Below are 17,064 nucleotides of genomic sequence, written 5' to 3' on the forward strand. Positions count from 1 at the left end.
AGGGGAGGTGGTGGGGGAGGGGGACGACGGCCGACGGCGGCGAAGCGGGTCACTCGCGGTCGATGTTGCGTGTCCACCAGTGGTGCTCGCAGAACCAGTGGCCGACCATCGCGCCGCCGAAGACGACGAACCCGACCCCGATCAGCCAGGACTCCACCACCAGCACGATGCCGACCGTGCCGTAACTGATCGCGTTGTCGAGGATGAGCGGCGTGAACACGAGGTACGAGAAGCCGCGCAGGCCGATCAGGCCCACCATCGTCGCGATCGCCCCCGGCAGCAGGTCACGCCAGCGGACCTGGCTGCCCAGCAGGAAGTGCTGCCCCCACCAGAAGAACAGCATCCCCGTGGCCGTGGACAGCACGATCCGCACCGATCCGTGCAGTGCGGTCCGCGTCTGCACCTCCTGGTAGAGGTAGGCGGTCAGCATGAGCACCCAGGTCATCTGGCGCCACACGCGGTGCCACGGTCCGGAGGGCAGTTCCCAGATGCGTTCGTAGCCGTTCTGCACGCTCGCCGCGAAGGACACGCCGAACACGGCGAGCGCGATACCGCCCCACACGCTCGTGGTGCCGACGATCTTGGGCGGCGGACTGATGATGTCGGTCAGCACGCGGGCGGACCGGCCGGACAGCCCCATGCCGTCGGCCAGCCAGGAGGCGAACCCGCCGCGCCCCAGGGGGTCGAAGGCGGCCACCACGATCAGCAGCGGCGCCAGCGTGACCAGGGCGAGCGTGGCGAACCCCATGGCCCGGTGCATCAGCTCCAGGTCCCGGCCGCGCCGCACGAGGGCGGACGCGGCCAGCCGGTCCCACACACGGTGGAACGGCTGCCGGAAGCGGTTCACGGGATGCTCCTCGGGCGGTCCCCTCGATGGCTCGCGGATGCGGAACTGAGTGACCCGTGGGCGGACCGGACAAACGTGGCGCCACCCGGACGCCTGCCACGCGAACGCCCGCCACTCGAACGCCCGCCCCACCCGGACGCCCGCCACCCGGACGCCCGCCACCCGGACGCCGGCCTGCCCCGGACGGCGTTCGCATGGCCCGGAGGATGCGGGGAACCGGCTCCGGGAAGGCGAGCCGAGAGGATGAGCATCATGCGCGCACTGACCGTCCACCCCGGCCGGGACGGCTCGCTCGGGGTGGAGGAGGCCGGGGAGCCGAAACCGGCCACCGGTGAGCTCCTGGTCCGCGGAGTGGCCCTGGGGGTCTGCGGCACCGACCGGGAGATCGCCTCCGGCGCGTACGGCCAGGCCCCGCCGGGCCACGCCCGGCTGATCCTCGGCCACGAGTCCCTCGGGCGCGTCGCCGAGGCGCCGCCCGGCAGCGGATTCTCCGTCGGCGACCTGGTGGCCGGTGTGGTGCGGCGCCCCGACCCGGAGCCCTGCGGTGCCTGCGCGCACGGCGAGTTCGACATGTGCCGCAACGGCCGCTACCGCGAACGCGGCATCAAGGAACTCGACGGGTACGGCGCCGAGCTCTGGTGCCTCGAGACCGACTACGCCGTGCGCGTCGACGCGGGGCTGGGCCTCGCGGGTGTGCTCATGGAACCGGCCAGCGTGGTGGCCAAGGCCTGGGAACAGATCGAGAGGGTGGGGGCCAGAGCCTGGTTCGAGCCCCGCCGCGTACTGGTGACCGGGGCCGGCCCCATCGGTCTCCTCGCCGCGCTGCTCGGCCGGCAGCGCGGCCTCGACGTCCACGTCCTGGACCGGGTCACGGACGGGCCCAAGCCGGACCTCGTACGCGCCCTCGGAGCCACCTACCACAGCGGCACGGCCGACGACGTGTTCGCCGCCGTACGCCCGGACGTGGTGGTCGAGGCCACCGGGGCCGGCCGGCTGGTGTTCGACGCGATGCGCGGGACGGCGGCGTACGGCATCGTCTGCCTGACCGGCGTCTCGCCCGCCGGGCGGAGCCTGACCGTCGACGCGGGCACGGTGAACCGCGACATCGTGCTGGAGAACGACGTCGTGGTGGGCTCCGTCAACGCCAACCTCCGACACTTCCGGCAGGCCGCCGACGCCCTGGCCAGGGCCGACCGGGACTGGCTGCACCGGCTCCTCACCCGCCGCGTGCCGCTGGAAGACGCGACACGGGCGTTCGAGCGGAGCGCCGACGACATCAAGACCGTGATCATGCTGGAGGACGGCGCGCACTGACCGCTCGCCGGACGAGCCGAGGGAGTACACGATGACGCCGGCAGCCGGATCCGACGCGAGGGCGCTGGACGAGTGCACGGTCGACGCGGTCGACGTCCACGCCTTCGAGGTCCCCACCGACGGCCCGGGCGGCCGGGAACAGGACGGCACCCTGGAGTGGGACTCCACGACCGTGGTCCTGGTGCGGGTGCACGCCGGCGGCGAAACCGGCCTCGGCTACACCTACGGCGACGTGTCCGTGGCGTCCTTCGCGCACTCCGTGCTGGCGCCCGTGATCGAGGGCGGGCCGGTCTCCTCGCCGCCGTCGCGGTGGGAGCGGATGGGGGCGCGGATGCGCAATGCCGGCCGCCCCGGCGCCGGGGCGATGGCCCTGTCCGCCGTCGACGTGGCGCTGTGGGACCTCAAGGCGAGACTGCTCGGCCTTCCCCTGGTCCACCTCCTGCCGGCCCACCACGACCGGGTGCCGGTCTACGGCAGCGGCGGCTTCACCAACTACTCCCTGGACCGCCTCACCGGGCAGCTCACCGGATGGGTCGAGCAGGGCGTCCCGCGCGTGAAACTGAAGACCTCGCGGGATCCGGACGCCGACGCGCGGCGCCTGACCGCCGTACGCCGGGCCGTCGGCGACGGGGTGGAGCTGTTCACCGACGCCAACGGGGCGCTGGGCCGCAAGGAGGCCCTGTACTGGGCGCACAGGTTCCACGACGAGTGGGACGTGCGCTGGTTCGAGGAGCCCGTGAGCTCCGCGGACCTGGAGGGACTGCGCATGCTGCGCGATCGGGGACCGGCCCGACTGGAGATCGCGGCGGGGGAGTACGCCTTCACCGCCCAGGACTTCGCCAACCTCGTCGACGGACCGGCCGTGGACTGCCTGCAGGCCGACGTCACCCGGTGCGGCGGCATCACCGGCGTGCTGGAGGTCGCCGGTCTGTCCGGCGTCCGGCACCTGGACCTGTCGGCGCACTGCGCCCCAGCGGTGTCCGCCCACGCCTTCTGCGCCGTGCGCCGGCTGCGCCACCTGGAGTACTTCCACGACCACGTGCGCGTCGAACGGCTGCTGTTCGACGGCACCCTGTCGCCCGACGACGGAGCCCTGCGCCCCGACACCGGCCGGCCGGGACTCGGCCTGGACGTCAGGTGGGCCGACGCGGAGCCGTACCGCGTGTACGGCACCCGCCCGGCCTGACCACGACCGGGAAACGGGCCCGCGACGGGCTCACGGGGTCCGCCCGCGAGGGGCTCAGGGGTCCATGCGCTGCTGCTCGCGCATGCGCTCGTTGTGCCAGGCGATGGCGGCGCGTATCTGCGGCTCCTGGAGGCCGGTCCGGCAGCCGAGCTGGTCCATGGAGAGCGCCGGCGGGCCCGTGGTCAGGGCGCGGGTGAGTTTCGCCGCCCACAGCTCCTCGTCCACGAACGGCCGGTGCGCGTAACCGTCCTTGATCACGTCGAAGTGGTCGTCGCAGCACGCGGTGATGAGCCGCAGCCCGTCGAACCACTCGTTGGTGGTGTGGGCCGCGGAGGAGTCCGGCACGTAACCGCTCACGGCCTCGTCCTCGGGGAAGACCCTGGCGCACAGGTCGCACAGGTCGCACAGTTCCATGGGGACCGGCTTCGCGGTCCGGCGGTCCTTCCTGCCCTTGCGCTTCCACATGGCGACTCCCGGGGATCGGTGTCCGGAATGCCGGAGTTACCCGCAGGGCGGGGAGCAAACGCCCCGCGGGTGAGGGGATCGTCGTGGTCCCGTGGTCGGGGTGACCCGCACGGGCAACTCGGTCAGCCCTCGCAGCCAGGGCGAGGGGCGACGGGTGGGGGACCCGGCGGGCACGGCCGGGTCGATGTCCGGCAGCCGGTCGACGACGGCCTCGACGCCCGTGCGCGCGATGACCTCGGCGACCTCCTGCGCGGGGAAGGGGCAGCGGTGCTCGCCGTGGCCGAAGGAGAAGTGCGCGTTGTCGACGCCGGTGAGCCCGGAGCCGTCGGTGCGTACGCGCGGGTCACGACGGCCGCGGGGGCCTCGGTCGTTCCGTCACTGCTCGTTCAGGAACAGTGCGCTGCCCCTGAACCCCGCCCGGCAGGGCGTCACAGGCGCTCGTTGGCCACATCGTCCTCATTGGGAGTGCTCCCGGTCCGCCGACGGCGGTGGGCCTGGAGCAGCCGCAGTCGGTCGAGGTGGGAGATCACGGGTGAGGCCGTCACCCCGTGCAGCACGACCGAGCCGAGGACGGTGAAGGCCACCACGGCCCACAGTTCCCCGGCCGGGACGTGGAATCCCTCCGAGCCGAGCGCGTGGGCGAGGTAGAACAGCGAGCCGATGCCGCGGATGCCGAAGAAGGCGGTCACCAGACGCTCCCGGCGGCCGGCGGCCGTGCCGAACTGCGCGACCCAGCCGGCCAGCGGCCGGGCGACGAGCAGCAGGAGCAGACCGACGGCCGCGCCCTGCCAGGTCAGGTCGGCCAGGGCACCCTGCGCGACACAGACGCCCAGTAGAAACAGGAGCCCGGCGGTCAGCAGCCGTTCGACCTGCTCGACGAAGTCGTGGAGCACGGTGTGGTAGCCGTGGTCGCGTTCGGCGGCGCGGATGCGGCAGGCGGTGACGAAGACAGCCAGGAAGCCGTAGCCGTGCGCGAGTTCGGTGATGCCGTAGGAGAGGAACGTGGCGCCCAGGGCGACGAAGCCCTCCCGGTGCTCGGACAGGCGCACCGACGCCCGGCCGGCGCGGAAGAAGAGCCAGCCGAGCAGCTTGCCGACGGCCAGGCCGGCCAGTACGCCGATCCCGCACCTGTACAGCACGTCGACCAGCAGCCAGTGCCCGACCCACCCGCCGGACAGGCCCGTGCCCGCCGCCGCGGTCAGCGCGATCGCCGCCATGACGACGGGGAAGGCGAGGCCGTCGTTGAGGCCGGCCTCGCTGGTGAGCGCGAAGCGCACCTCGTCCTCGTCGTGCTCGGAGTCGGTGGGCGCGCCCACCCGCACCTCGGAGGCGAGCACCGGATCGGTGGGCGCGAGCACGGCCGCGAGCAGCAGCGCGGCGGCCGGCGGCCAGTCCAGCAGCCACCAGGTGAGGAGCCCCGTCGCCGCGATGGTCAGCGGCATGGTGATGCCGATCAGGCGCCACGGAGCACGCCAGCGGCGCAGCCCGAGGGGACGGTTCAACGCGAGCCCGGCACCCATCAGGGAGACGATGACGCAGATCTCGGTGAGATGCTCCACCCACACCCGGTCGCGCACCAGGTCGATCTCCGGAAGCGGCGTGGGCAGCAGTTGCAGCACGGCACCGCAGGCCAGGAAGACCAGGGGCATGGACAGTGGCCGTCCGGCCACCAGCCGGGGGAGGACGGCGGCCGCGAGCGCACCCGCCCCGAGCACGGTGAAGAGGAAGTCAGCCAAGGTCATCGCTGACATGTGCCCGCCGACGCGGAACTGTACGCCAGCCGCTCGGTCGAATTCCGGACGGGGCTGCGCCCGCGGCGCTCACGGCAGACCACCCTGCTCGCAGACCCGGCGGGCGAGGTCGCGCAGTTTGACGTTGTGGTCCTGCGAGTACCGGCGCAGCGTCGCGAAGGCCTGGTCCTCGGTGAGCCGGTGGCTGCCCATGAGGATGCCCATGGCCTCGCCGATGGTGTGCCGGGTGCCGATGGCCTCCTGCAACTGGGCGTGCGTACGGGCACTGGAGAAGGCGACCGCGGCGTGGGAGGCCAGCAGCCAGCCGGCCGTCTCGTCGGCCTCCCTGAACGCGCCGGGCCGGTACGAGTAGAGGTTCAGCGCCCCGAGGTCCTCTTCCTCGGTGAACAGCAGGAAGCCCATCATGCTGCCCAGGCCCAGCTTGCGTGCCTCGGGCACGTACCTCGGCCAGCGCCGTGCCTCGTCCGTGAAGTCGGCGATCCGGAACTGCCGCTGCCCCTCGGAGGTGCGAGCGGCGTCGAAACAAGGCCCTTCCCCGACGCGTCCCTGCAACGCGTCGCTGTCGACGACCACCTGGTCGGTGGGGGCCAGGGACGTCACCCGTTCGCCGCGCAGGATGAGGATGCCGGCGGCGTCGCAGCCCTCGACCAGTTCCTTGGCCGAACCGGTGATCCGCTCGAGCGTGTCGTTCACCGATTCCTGGGCCAGCAGATCGCGTGCCAGCGACGCCATCTGCTGTGCGAACCCACGCCAGTCCTCCATGCCGATTCCTCCTCGCTCGCCGCACGGGTGCCCCGGGAGTGATCGGACACAACAGGGGGATCGGAAACGTACCGCGTCCTGCCCCGCGCTCCGTCCGAAAGCCCGGTCCGCCGGTGAGGGCACCGGTGGCGGCCTCACCGGTGCCCTCACCCACGCCGCCGCGCACACCTCAGCGCCGGATGAGACCGAGGGCGGCGGCGGTGGCGACCGCGGCGGTGCGGGAGTCCACGCCCAGCTTGGTGTAGACGCGGGCCAGGTGGGACTTGACCGTGCCCTCGGTCAGGTGCAGCCGTTCGGCGATGTGCTGGTTGGACAGGCCCTCGGCGACCAGGGCGAGGACCTCGGTCTCGCGCCGGGTCAGCGAGGTGCGCGGCTCACGCAGGCGGGTCATCAGCCGGTCCGCGACCGTGGGCGCGAGCGCGGTCCGGCCGGCCGCCGCGGTGCGCACCGCGGCGGCGAGGTCCTCGGGCGGCGCGTCCTTGAGGAGGTAACCGGTGGCACCGGCCTCGATGGCGGGCAGCGTGTCGGCGTCGGTGTCGTAGGTCGTGACGATCAGTACGCGCGGCGCCCCCGGCCGTGCGGTGATAGCGGCCGTGGCCTCCGCGCCGTTCATGCCCCTGCCGAACTGCAGGTCCATCAGGACGACGTCGATGTCGCCCCGCCCGGCCCGCTCGACGGCCTCCTCGGCGGTCGCGGCCTCGGCGGCCACCGTGATGCCCTCCTCGGTCTCCAGCACCGCGCGCAGTCCCGCACGGACGACGGGGTGGTCGTCGGCGAGCAGCAGACGGATCGGCGCCGGGGCGGCCCCGGTCACGGCTGGGCGTCGCGATCGTCGGTGTCGCGCGGGGGCGCGCACGGGGGAGCGGGGGCGAGTGGGAGCCGAGCGACCAGCGCGGTACCGCGTCCGGGGGCGGACTCGACGGTGAGCGTGCCGCCCAGGGCGTGCGTACGGGCCCGCATGGCGGCCAGTCCGAAGCCACCGCCCTCCGGCCCGGGGGCGGGAACGGAGCCGGGATCGAAACCCGCCCCGTCGTCCGTGACACCGAGGGTGACGGCGTCGTCGAGGTAGGCCAGGGTCACCTCGGCGCTCGTGGCGTGGGCGTGTCCGACGGTGTTGGCCAGCGCGGACTGGGCGACGCGCAGCAGGGCGACCTCCTGTGCGGTGGACAGCGGGCGGGTCCGGCCGGCGACGCGGAACCGGACGTCGAGTCGGTGCCGGTCGCCGGTGGTGGCACAGAGCCTGTCCAGCGCGTCGGCGAGGGTCGTGTCGTCCAGGGCCGGTGGCGAGAGCGCGGAGACGAACCGACGGGCCTCGGCGAGGTTGTCCAGCGCGGCCTGCCGGGCCTGCCCGACGTAGGTGGTCGCGGGCCCCGGCCGGTCGGGCAGGGCCCGCTCGGCGGCACGCAGCAGCAACTGGATGCTGGACAGACCCTGGGCGAGCGTGTCGTGGATCTCCCGGGCGAGGCGCTGGCGCTCCTCCAGCACCCCCGCGGCCCGCTGGACGTCGGCCAGGTCGGCACGGGTGACGGTGAGCTCCTCGATGAGCCGGCGCCGCTGTTCGCTCTCGCGGTAGAGCGCCTGGTAGCCCCACACCACCGCCACGGCGACGGCGGCCCGAGCGCCGGCCCGATGGCGGTCGCCGCCGTGAAAACGCCCTGGTGGGCGGAGAACGCGGCGATCGCCGCGACCGCCGTGGCGACCACCGCGGTCAGTCCGGCCCGGCGGGACAGCAGATGGAGCTGGACGAAGTACAGCGGGAACGCCAGCCACACACCCTCGGCCGACAGGGCCAGCAGTACGAGCCACACCGCACCGACCGCGCCCAGCCACAGCGCGGCGGCCCGGCGGGAGGCGCGGACGGCGGGGAGCGCGGGACCCACGGCGTACACCGCGCCCACCACCGCGGCCGCGGCCACCACGGCCGGCGCGTGCGGTCGGTCGCCCGCCACCGCCCGCACCGCCGCCAGGACGAGCAGGCCGGCCACGAGCAGGTGCAGGCTCCGGGCCAGGGCCCGGGTGATGGGAGTCAGTGCGTTCACGATCGTCCCAGCCTACGGACCGTGCCGGGGCCGGGCATCTGCCGAAAGTTGCAAGTCGGGCCGCACCCTTCGGCCCGCGAAGTCCCCGCCCAGGAGCGATGCCCGCGAGGGACTGGAGCGGCGACGGTGGACACCTCGCCGACATCCGTCGGCGAAGTTCTCCTCCCAACCGTTGTCGAAAGGCCGGGCGAAGACGTGTTTGTCGCCTTGAGAGACCTGACGTTCGCCAAGGGGCGGTTCGCCCTGATGGCAACCGTCGTCGTACTGATCACCCTGCTGGTCGGGCTGCTGTCCGGGCTGACCGCCGGCCTCGCCCGGGAGAACGTCTCCGCCGTCACGTCCCTGCGCGCCGACCGGATCGCCTTCGCCGCGCCGAGCGGCGGTCAGGACCTGTCGTACGCGGACTCCACCGTCACCGAGGACCAGTGGCGCCAGTGGGCCAAGGCGCCCGGCGTCCGAGGCGCCGAGCCGCTCGGCATCACCACCACCCGCGCGACCGCGGACGGCCGGAGCACCGGTGTGTCCGTCTTCGGCGTGGAGCCCGGCTCGGACCTGGCACCCGGCGGGGACCGCCTCGACGACCGCACGGTCCTGGTGCCGCCCGCCGCGGCCGGGGAACTCGGCGTCCGTGAGGGGGACACCGTCGCCCTCGCCGGCCGGCGGCTGACCGTCGCCGCCACCGATCGTGACGTCTCCTTCAGCCACACCCCCGTGGTGTGGACCAGCCTGCGCACCTGGCAGGCCGTCGCCCCGCCCACCGCGGGCGCCGACCGGCCCGCCGCGACGGTGATCGCGCTGGACACCGGATCCGGCGCCGACATCCCGGCTACGGACCGGGCGGCGGGCACCGAGACCGTGACGAAGCAGGAGTCGCTCTCCGCGATCGGCTCCTACACCTCCGAGAACGGCTCGCTGCAACTGATGCGCGGCTTCCTGTTCGCCATCTCCGCCCTGGTCGTCGGCGCCTTCTTCACCGTGTGGACGATCCAGCGCAGCGGCGACATCGCCGTACTGAAGGCCCTGGGCGCCACCACCGCCGCACTGCTGCGCGACGCGCTCGGCCAGGCCGTCGTCCTGCTGGCCGGCGGCACCCTCGCCGGCACCGCGGCCGCCGCCGCGATCGGCGCCGCGGTGTCCGGCTCGGCCGTCCCCTTCGTGCTCACTCCCGCCACCGTCCTCGTCCCGGCCGCGGTGATGGTCCTGCTCGGCGGGCTCGGGGCCGGCCTCGCCGTTCGCCGTATCACCTCCGTGGACCCGCTGACCGCCCTGGGGAGCGCCCGATGAGCCTGCGTCTGACCGACATCACCCTCACCTACCCCGACGGCGACGGCCGCCTGACCGCCCTCGACCGCGTCACCCTGGACGTCCCGCGGGGCACCGTGACCGCCGTCATCGGCCCCTCCGGCTCGGGCAAGTCCAGCCTGCTGGCCGTCGCCGCCACCCTCATCACGCCCGACTCCGGCACCGTCACCGTCGACGGCGCCGACACCACCGGGATGAGCCGCGGAGACCTGGCCGGCCTGCGCCGGCACCGGATCGGCGTCGTCTTCCAGCAGCCCAACCTGCTGCCGGCGCTGACCGCGGCCGAGCAGCTCCAGGTGATGGCCCACATCGACGGGCGCCGCCCGCGCGCCGCCCGCGGCCGGGCGCTGGACCTTCTCGGCGCGGTCGGGATGGCGGACCGGGCCGACCGCCGGCCCCACCAGCTCTCCGGCGGTCAGCGCCAGCGCGTCAACATCGCCCGCGCCCTGATGAACGACCCCGGTGTGCTGCTCGTCGACGAACCCACCAGCGCCCTCGACCACGAGCGGGGCGCCGCCGTCATCGGCCTGATCACCCGCCTCACCCGGGAGCGGGGCACCGCCACCGTGCTGGTCACCCACGACCACGCCCATCTGGCGGTGGCCGACCGCGTCACCGAGGTGCACGACGGACGGCTGACGCCGCCCGCACCGGCGGGCTGACCGTACGACCGCGGGGTCAGGCGCCGCCGGGCCGGAGCCGGTCGGCGGCGTCCGGCGGCTGGATCCGCATGCCGGGCCGCCGCCGGTGCACGGTCAGGTACGTCACCCCGTCCGGGCCGGCGACGACGCCACGGGTCGAACCGTGCGGCAGCCAGGTCAGGACGCCCGCGTGCAGGGGCCGCTCCCCGTCGGTACGGACGAGGGCGGCCTCGCCGTGGAGGACGAGCAGCAGGACGTCCAGGTCCGGTTCGGTGTGCGTGTCGACCCGTCCCGCCGGGGGGAGTCGGACGACGTTGGCGTCGAGCTGCCGCCCCGGTTCGGCGAGCTTCCACAGCGCGCCGGCCGGCGCGTCACCGCCGCCGGACACGAGATCCGCGGTGTCGCACAGGATTCGGGGGAGGGGAGGATCGGCCGCCGGTGCGGGGGAACCGCCGTCTTCCGGTGCCATCAGGCGTCACCGTCCGTCGCACGGCGCCCGGTGACGCACTCCACAAAGCCTTTGCCGTAAGTAAACACGAATCCATTATGCGCATTTGATAGCGTCCTGGCCGTGCGGCTGACGAAGTTCACCGACCTGGCGCTGCGTTCCGTCATGCGCCTGGCGGTCGTGAGAGACGGTGACGACCCCCTGACCACACGCGAGGTGGCCGAGGTCGTCGGTGTGCCGTACACGCACGCGGCGAAGGCCATCACCCGCCTGCGGCACCTCGGTGTCGTGGAGGCGCGGCGGGGCCGCGGCGGTGGGCTGACGCTGACCGGTCTGGGGCGGCACGCCTCGGTGGGCTGGCTCGTTCGTGAACTCGAAGGCGACGGTGAGGTGGTCGCCTGCGAGGACGACCCGCCGTGCCCGCTGCGGGGCGCGTGCCGGCTGCGGGGTGCGCTGCGGAACGCGCAGGAGGCCTTCTACACCGCGCTCGACCCGCTGACCGTGGCCGACCTGGTGGCCTCGCCGACCGGCCCGGTCCTGATCGGCCTGACGGAGCGTCCGCCCGGGTGACGGGCGGCCCGGCCGCCGGGCGGTCGGACGCCCGCGGTCGGATGTCGAGCGGCGGACAGCCCGGCAGTCGACAGCCGAGCCGTCGGTATCCGAGTCGCCGAGCCGTGACCGAAAACACGAATATCATCTACCAATTAAGGAGCCGCCGTGCTCTCCGAACAGTCCCTACCCGTGGTCCGGGCCACCCTTCCCGCGGTGGGAGCGGCCATCGGTGACATCACCACGCTGTTCTACCGGAAGCTGTTCGACGCCCACCCCGAGCTGCTGCGGGACCTGTTCAACCGCGGGAACCAGGCCAACGGGGAGCAGCAGCGGGCCCTGGCGGGCTCCATCGCCGCGTTCGCCGGCATGCTCGTGGAACACCCCGACGCCCGCCCGGACGTGATGCTCTCCAGGATCGCGCACAAGCACGCCTCGCTCGGCGTCACCTCCGACCAGTACAAGATCGTCCATCGCCATCTGTTCGCCGCGATCGCGGAGGTGCTCGGCGACGCCGTCACCCCCGAGGTCGCCGCCGCCTGGGACGAGGTCTACTGGCTGATGGCCAACGCCCTCGTGGCCGTCGAGGCCCGCCTCTACCGGGAGGCAGGGGTCGCCGAGGGAGAGGTCTGGCGCCGCGTGGAGGTCGTCGAGCGGCGCGAGGAGAGCCCCGACGCGGTCTCCTTCGTCCTGCGGCCGGCCGACGGCCTGCCCGCACGGCCGTTTTGCCCGGGTCAGTACGTCAGCGTGCGCTCCTCACTGCCCGACGGCTCCCGGCAGATCCGCCAGTACAGCCTGTCCGCCGGGCCCGGCCGGACCGACCGGCGCATCACCGTCAAACGCGTCCAGGGCGACGGGCGGCCGGACGGCGAGGTCTCGTCCTGGCTCCACGCGCACGTGCGCGTGGGTGACGTGCTCACCGTGTCGGCTCCGTTCGGCGACCTGTCGCCGGCCGAGCACGACGGCCCGCTGCTGCTGGCCTCCGCCGGAATCGGCGTCACCCCCATGCTGGCCGTGCTGCACCACTTGGCCGCCGCCGGCGCCACCCGGCCGGTGACCGTCGTCCACGCCGACCGCACCCCCGTCTCGCACGCCCACCGGCAGGAACAGCTCGACCTGATACGCGCGCTGCCCGACGCCCGGCTCCACCTGTGGTACGAGGAGCCCGGCGACCGGGCGCCGGAGGTATCGGCCGGCCGCGCCGACATCTCCGGCCTCGAACTGCCCGAGGGGCTCACGGCCTACCTGTGCGGCCCGGTGCCCTTCATGCGCGCCGTCCGCGGCGACCTGCTGCGCCGCGGGGTGCCCGCGCAGGCCATCCACTACGAGGTCTTCGGCCCCGACCTCTGGCTCGGCGAGCAGTAGCGGGAGGCGGTGGCCGGACGTCACCGGCCCGCCGCGGGGATTCGTGGCGGGCGTTAGGCCGCCGCGGTGAACGCGGTGGTGATGGCGGTGTCGACGCGGGCGTGCACGACCAGCCGCGGGCCCGAGGCGTCGGCGTTGTTCTCCAAGAGCCGACGGGCGGGGGCGCTGTGGGTGACCACGCACATCAGGACGCCGAGCCGACCGCACCACTGATGGGCCCGGAGCACGGCACTCACCGCGGCGTGACCGGCGGCCCGCTCGGTGAGGACGATGACGACCGGGGTCGGCTGATGAGCGTCGACCAGGTTGGTGATGTGCGTGGTCAGCGTGGCCCGCCCGTCGATTCCCGGGTCCTGGTCCACCGTGATGACCAGGACCCCATGCTCCAGGGTGTGGGACAGCATCGTGGCCTCCGATCCGACGCCTGGTGGCGAAGTTGTGTTCAGTGAAGGTGCCCGGTTCCGCGTTCGCAACGCGCCCGCGTCCGGACCGGCGGCCGCCCGGTGCCGTGCAAGGGGCACTGAGTACGATCGTCCCGTCCGCCGGCCTCCCCACCCTGATCGACGCAAGGAGCCCCCACCGTTGCCCGCCCTGCTGCCCCCGCCCCGTACCGGGCCCCGCCTGCTGAACCCGGAGCGGCTGACACGGGTCGAGGACGGCGAACGGCTGCACGCCCTGCTGTGGCGCCCGGGACCGGGCTGGCGGATGGCCAGCAGCGCCGTGCTGGGCGGGGGCATCGCCGACCGCGCATGGGTGCTCAACGCCCAGGTCGCCCACGGCTACCGGCGAACCGACCCGGCGCGGCACCTGGCCGGCCTGGCCCACGCCGCCGGCGCCCGGGGGCCGGGGGTGGGTCTGATGACCGCCGCCGACGTGTCCGCTTCCGCACAGGCTAGGGACGGCGGTGCGGAAGCCGTGGTGACCGCGGGGATCTCGGTACGCGGATGGGCGGCCTCACCCGAACAGGGTGCCGTCGAGCCCGCCGCACCGGGGACGATCAACATCGTCGCCGCGCTGCCGGTCGCGCTGAGCGACGCCGCCCTGGTCAACGCCGTGATGACGGCGACCGAGGCCAAGGTGCAGGCGCTGGTGGACGCCGGCCTCGACTGCTCCGGCACGCCCACGGACGCGGTGTGCGTCGCCGCCCGCGCCGAGCGGTCCGGAGCCGGGGCCCACGCCTTCGCCGGCCCGCGCTCCGAGTGGGGGGCCAAGCTGGCCCGGGCGGTCCACGGGGCCGTGCTTTCCGCGCTGCCCACCGGCCCGTGAGCCGGGATCGGTCACAACGAGGTCCTGCGCCGCACCGCGACCATCCGCAGGGCCAGCGCCACGGTGAGCAGCACCCAGGCCACGGCGCAGTACGCCCACGCCGTCGCGCCCCGCGCGAGATCCACGGCGCTCCACACGGCCCACAGCGCGAGAACGACACACAACGCCGTCCACGCGATGTCGGCGAGGCGGGTGCGCAACTGCGCGCGCTGCCGGGTGCCCGGTTCCAGATCGCCGAGACCGCTGCCGGTGGGTCCCTGCCGCTCGTTCACGTCGGCCTCCTTGGTGGGAACGCTGAAGAGTGAACTCCTGGTACCCGCAGGGAGGTTGCGCAAGCGGCGAGGGGGGAACACGTGTGTGGGGGTGACCCGGACCGGGCCGCCCCCACACACGCGTCAGCCTCGGGCGATCAGCGCTGGGAGGTCTTCTGCAGCGCCTTGTCGAGCGCGGCCTTGAAGCCGTAGGCCCACAACTGGTTCACCCGGCTGCGCTCGTTGGCGTTCGGGTAGGCGTTGGTGCAGGACGGGCCGGGGCCGCCGCCCGACATCAGCTCGCTGCACGGGCCGGAGTAGTGGTCGGGCAGACCGAGCACGTGCCCGGTCTCGTGGGCGGTCACGCGGGTCGAGTCGTACTGCTGGTTCTGCCGGTAGTCGAGGAAGATGTAACCGTTGCCGTGTCCGTCCGTGGACGCGTACGAGCCGCGCGAGTCGTTGCCCTCGTAGTACGCGAAGTCCGCGCCCGAGCTTCTCTCCGCGAGCCGTACGTTGGACACCGAGCTGTTCCAGATCTGAGTGGAGCGGGATATCTGCGAGCGGAAGCTGGGCGCGTTGGCGGCGCTGTAGTAGACGGTGACGGCCGCCGTCGAGGTCGGGTTCGCGGCGCGCTTCTCGGCGACGGACTTGATGACCGCCTCGAAGAACGCCCGGTTGGCGGCGGCGTCCTCGCCCGAGCCGGCGGAGGGCTGGTAGCCGAGGTGAGCGCCCTGGGCCGGTGCCTGGGGAGCGGTGGCCGTCGCGGCGGGACCGGCGCCGAGCACGGCCGCCGTCAGGCCGAGGCCGACCGCCGTGGACAGCAGGGGCAGGCTGATACGCATCGATGACTCCTTGTGTGGGGGAGTGGGGAGAGAAGTCGTCACCGGTGAGTGTGGAGCCCCTGTGAGCCCGCGTGATGATGGCAACAGGTGATAGGGCGGGGCTATCACCCGCCGTGCGGCCACCCCGGACCAGCTTCTACCGGAGTGCAGAACTCGCCCTGTTCCGCCGCGTTTTGTTCACCTGGCGCAACCAACTGTTCCGCTTTACGCTCCCTGCATGGAGCTCGAGGTGAGGCACCTACGCGCATTGTGCGCCATCGCCGACGCCGGCAGCCTGCACCGGGCGGCACGCCAACTGGGCGTCGCCCAGCCCACCTTGAGCACTCAGCTCGCCCGCATCGAACAGGCCCTGGGCGGGCCCCTGTTCACCCGCGAACGCACCGGCTGCCGCCCCACCCCACTCGGCCGGACGGTCCTCGGCCGGGCCCGTCCGCTACTGGCCGACATGCGCACCCTGGTCCGCGAGGCCCGCGCCGCCGCGGCCGGCGGCGACAGCCGGCTGCGCGTCGGCTCCACGGCCAGCCGCGCCCTGGCCGGGTGGCTGCGCCGGCTCAGACAGCCGGGCCTGGAACCGACCCTCCAGATGGACGTCTCCGCCAACGCCCTGTTGCGCCGGGTGTCCGAGGGCCAGTTGGACGTCGCCTTCGTGCACGAGGTCGAGGGCTGCCCGCTGCGCGTGCCCGAGGGGCTGCGGCTGCGGGTCCTCGTCGAACGCGAGCCGCAGTTCGTCATGCTGCCCGCGGACCACCCCGCGGCCACCCGGTCCGTGGTCCGCCTCGCCGACCTGGCCGACGACCGCTGGATGGTCGACCCCACCGTCGACGGCGAGTGGGACGGCGTGCACCGCGTGCTGCGCGCCGTCGGCCTCAACCCACGCGTCCTGCACGGTGACTACCACACCGCCGCGTCCCTCGTCGCCACCGGCGAGGTCGTCACCGTCTGCCAGCCCAGCTCCCAGTCCCGCCCCGACATGGCCGTACGGCGCCTGTCCGGCGACCCGCTCGGTGTACGCCTGCTGCTGGCCGCGCGCACCCGGGCCGAGCTGGACGCCGTCTACCCGGCGCTGGAGGAGGCGTACTGGGAGGCGGCCCGCCAGTCCACCGCCTACCGCGAGTGGCTCGAACACGCCGGGCCCCGCCTCGTACCGACCCGCTAGCCGTATCGGCCATTGCGGTGGTTCTCCACCCGAACCGGTATGGCAAGAGGGTCATATGGTTACGGAGAGGTGTATGAGCTCTGTGCGACGTCTTCCGCCTCTTCGTTCGATGGCCGTCATCTGTGCCCTGGGCAGTTCCGTCCTGCTGATGACCGGCTGCACGAACGCCGACACGACACGCTCCAGTGTCGCCGAGGCGGCTCAGACCACTCCTCCCACCACGTCCCCCACCAACACGGCTACTACCACCGCCACCGCTTCCCCCTCTCCTTCGGAGTCCCTGACCGACGACCGGTCCGAGCGCCAGGCCCTGGTCCCGAAGGCGGAGGTCACCTGGGACAAGGCGGCCGACACGGCCGTCAAGGAGGTCCCCGAGGGCAAGCTCGTCGAACTCGAGCTGAAGCCCACCTCCGCCGAGGCCACCGCGTCGACCGGTTCGCCCAGCCCGAGCATGCCGAACCCGGCACCCAGCCAGGGCGCCCCGGAATGGGAGGCCAAGGTCGCCGCCCCCGACGGCACCGTGCACCGGATCGACATCGACGCGGTCTCCGGCGAGGTCTTCCGCACCCAGGCCGAGGACCAGGACGCCGACGACAAGCAGCAGATCGCCGACTGGCTGGAGCAGGCGTCCCAGACGCCGGAGCAGGCCGTGAAGGCGGCCACCGACAAGGCCAAGGGCACCGTCACGGGCGTCGAGCTGGACGAGAACGACGACCAGCAGCTCCTGTGGGCCGTCGACGTGGTGTCGACCGACAACTGGAACAAGACGACCGTGGACGTCGACGCATCGAACGGCAATGTCCTGCGCGAGCACGTGGACCGCGACTGAGCACCGGCCCCAGCCCTGCGGGAAGAACCGGATCAGCACGACGGGAGCAGC

At 73.3% G+C, this 17,064-nt stretch carries 18 protein-coding genes and 2 pseudogenes; 9 read left to right on the forward strand and 11 right to left on the reverse strand.

The window, feature by feature from the left end:
• Positions 1-49: 49 nt before the first annotated feature.
• Positions 50-847, reverse strand: coding sequence for a ribonuclease BN (locus B1H29_RS34315; protein WP_055420240.1), 798 nt, complete (start codon positions 845-847; stop codon positions 50-52).
• A gap of 252 nt (positions 848-1,099) precedes the next feature.
• Between B1H29_RS34315 and B1H29_RS34325 the strand changes: the two genes are divergently transcribed.
• The gene (locus tag B1H29_RS34325; protein ID WP_055420881.1) at positions 1,100-2,161 is read left to right on the forward strand and encodes a glucose 1-dehydrogenase; all 1,062 of its coding nucleotides are present in this window, start codon (positions 1,100-1,102) and stop codon (positions 2,159-2,161) included.
• Positions 2,162-2,192: 31 nt separating this feature from the next.
• The gene (locus tag B1H29_RS34330) at positions 2,193-3,347 is read left to right on the forward strand and encodes an enolase C-terminal domain-like protein (protein ID WP_055420239.1); all 1,155 of its coding nucleotides are present in this window, start codon (positions 2,193-2,195) and stop codon (positions 3,345-3,347) included.
• 54 nt (positions 3,348-3,401) lie between these two features.
• Here B1H29_RS34330 and B1H29_RS34335 read toward each other — a convergent pair whose 3' ends face one another.
• The 6 genes and pseudogenes from B1H29_RS34335 to B1H29_RS34360 all read right to left on the reverse strand — a co-directional run bounded on the left by B1H29_RS34335 (position 3,402) and on the right by B1H29_RS34360 (position 8,364).
• Positions 3,402-3,812: a hypothetical protein gene (locus tag B1H29_RS34335; protein WP_055420238.1), complete on the reverse strand. Its 411-nt coding sequence runs from the start codon at positions 3,810-3,812 to the stop codon at positions 3,402-3,404.
• Between the two features lie 36 nt (positions 3,813-3,848).
• Positions 3,849-4,157 (reverse strand): annotated as a pseudogene (locus tag B1H29_RS39660) (hypothetical protein); the annotation flags it as partial.
• Positions 4,158-4,240: 83 nt separating this feature from the next.
• Positions 4,241-5,554, reverse strand: a complete 1,314-nt coding sequence (locus B1H29_RS34345; protein WP_055420237.1) for a cation:proton antiporter — start codon at positions 5,552-5,554, stop codon at positions 4,241-4,243.
• A 78-nt stretch (positions 5,555-5,632) separates the two neighbouring features.
• A complete protein-coding gene (locus B1H29_RS34350) occupies positions 5,633-6,325 on the reverse strand; it encodes a GAF and ANTAR domain-containing protein (protein WP_055420236.1) in 693 nt (230 codons plus the stop codon).
• A gap of 169 nt (positions 6,326-6,494) precedes the next feature.
• Positions 6,495-7,139 carry a response regulator gene (locus tag B1H29_RS34355; RefSeq protein WP_055420235.1) on the reverse strand — a complete coding sequence of 215 codons (645 nt, stop codon included), beginning with the start codon at positions 7,137-7,139 and terminating at the stop codon, positions 6,495-6,497.
• Positions 7,136-8,364, reverse strand: a pseudogene (locus B1H29_RS34360) (sensor histidine kinase). The gene B1H29_RS34355 and the pseudogene B1H29_RS34360 overlap by 4 nt, the downstream one beginning before the upstream one ends.
• 195 nt (positions 8,365-8,559) lie before the next feature.
• On the opposite strand from B1H29_RS34360, the gene B1H29_RS34365 reads away from it, so the two are divergent.
• Both B1H29_RS34365 and B1H29_RS34370 read left to right on the forward strand, forming a co-directional pair.
• Positions 8,560-9,648, forward strand: coding sequence for an ABC transporter permease (locus B1H29_RS34365; RefSeq protein ID WP_055420234.1), 1,089 nt, complete (start codon positions 8,560-8,562; stop codon positions 9,646-9,648).
• Positions 9,645-10,328, forward strand: a complete 684-nt coding sequence (locus B1H29_RS34370) for an ABC transporter ATP-binding protein (protein WP_055420233.1) — start codon at positions 9,645-9,647, stop codon at positions 10,326-10,328. The genes B1H29_RS34365 and B1H29_RS34370 overlap by 4 nt, the downstream gene beginning before the upstream one ends.
• A 16-nt stretch (positions 10,329-10,344) precedes the next feature.
• Here the strand turns inward: B1H29_RS34370 and B1H29_RS34375 are convergent, their stop codons facing one another.
• The gene (locus B1H29_RS34375) at positions 10,345-10,776 is read right to left on the reverse strand and encodes a hypothetical protein (RefSeq protein ID WP_055420232.1); all 432 of its coding nucleotides are present in this window, start codon (positions 10,774-10,776) and stop codon (positions 10,345-10,347) included.
• 102 nt (positions 10,777-10,878) lie between these two features.
• Here B1H29_RS34375 and nsrR point away from each other — a divergent pair, with 102 nt between their 5' ends.
• Both nsrR and B1H29_RS34385 read left to right on the forward strand, forming a co-directional pair.
• The gene (gene nsrR / locus B1H29_RS34380) at positions 10,879-11,325 is read left to right on the forward strand and encodes a nitric oxide-sensing transcriptional repressor NsrR (protein ID WP_055420231.1); all 447 of its coding nucleotides are present in this window, start codon (positions 10,879-10,881) and stop codon (positions 11,323-11,325) included.
• A gap of 147 nt (positions 11,326-11,472) precedes the next feature.
• Positions 11,473-12,669, forward strand: a complete 1,197-nt coding sequence (locus B1H29_RS34385; RefSeq protein ID WP_055420230.1) for a globin domain-containing protein — start codon at positions 11,473-11,475, stop codon at positions 12,667-12,669.
• Between the two features lie 53 nt (positions 12,670-12,722).
• Here B1H29_RS34385 and B1H29_RS34390 read toward each other — a convergent pair whose 3' ends face one another.
• Positions 12,723-13,073 carry a hypothetical protein gene (locus B1H29_RS34390; RefSeq protein WP_055420229.1) on the reverse strand — a complete coding sequence of 117 codons (351 nt, stop codon included), beginning with the start codon at positions 13,071-13,073 and terminating at the stop codon, positions 12,723-12,725.
• A gap of 178 nt (positions 13,074-13,251) precedes the next feature.
• Here B1H29_RS34390 and B1H29_RS34395 point away from each other — a divergent pair, with 178 nt between their 5' ends.
• The gene (locus tag B1H29_RS34395) at positions 13,252-13,935 is read left to right on the forward strand and encodes an adenosylcobinamide amidohydrolase (RefSeq protein ID WP_055420228.1); all 684 of its coding nucleotides are present in this window, start codon (positions 13,252-13,254) and stop codon (positions 13,933-13,935) included.
• Between the two features lie 11 nt (positions 13,936-13,946).
• Here B1H29_RS34395 and B1H29_RS34400 read toward each other — a convergent pair whose 3' ends face one another.
• Positions 13,947-14,207 carry a hypothetical protein gene (locus tag B1H29_RS34400; RefSeq protein ID WP_055420227.1) on the reverse strand — a complete coding sequence of 87 codons (261 nt, stop codon included), beginning with the start codon at positions 14,205-14,207 and terminating at the stop codon, positions 13,947-13,949.
• A gap of 137 nt (positions 14,208-14,344) precedes the next feature.
• Entirely contained in the window at positions 14,345-15,028 is a 684-nt protein-coding gene (gene snpA, locus B1H29_RS34405; protein ID WP_055420226.1) for a snapalysin, read from the reverse strand.
• Positions 15,029-15,245: 217 nt separating this feature from the next.
• Between snpA and B1H29_RS34410 the strand changes: the two genes are divergently transcribed.
• Both B1H29_RS34410 and B1H29_RS34415 read left to right on the forward strand, forming a co-directional pair.
• Positions 15,246-16,184 carry a LysR family transcriptional regulator gene (locus B1H29_RS34410; RefSeq protein ID WP_055420225.1) on the forward strand — a complete coding sequence of 313 codons (939 nt, stop codon included), beginning with the start codon at positions 15,246-15,248 and terminating at the stop codon, positions 16,182-16,184.
• A gap of 109 nt (positions 16,185-16,293) precedes the next feature.
• Entirely contained in the window at positions 16,294-17,013 is a 720-nt protein-coding gene (locus B1H29_RS34415) for a PepSY domain-containing protein (protein ID WP_234393122.1), read from the forward strand.
• The last annotated feature ends 51 nt before the right edge of the window (positions 17,014-17,064 follow it).

The sequence above is a fragment of the Streptomyces pactum genome (assembly GCF_002005225.1).
GTDB classification, from domain to species: Bacteria; Actinomycetota; Actinomycetes; order Streptomycetales; family Streptomycetaceae; genus Streptomyces; species Streptomyces pactum_A.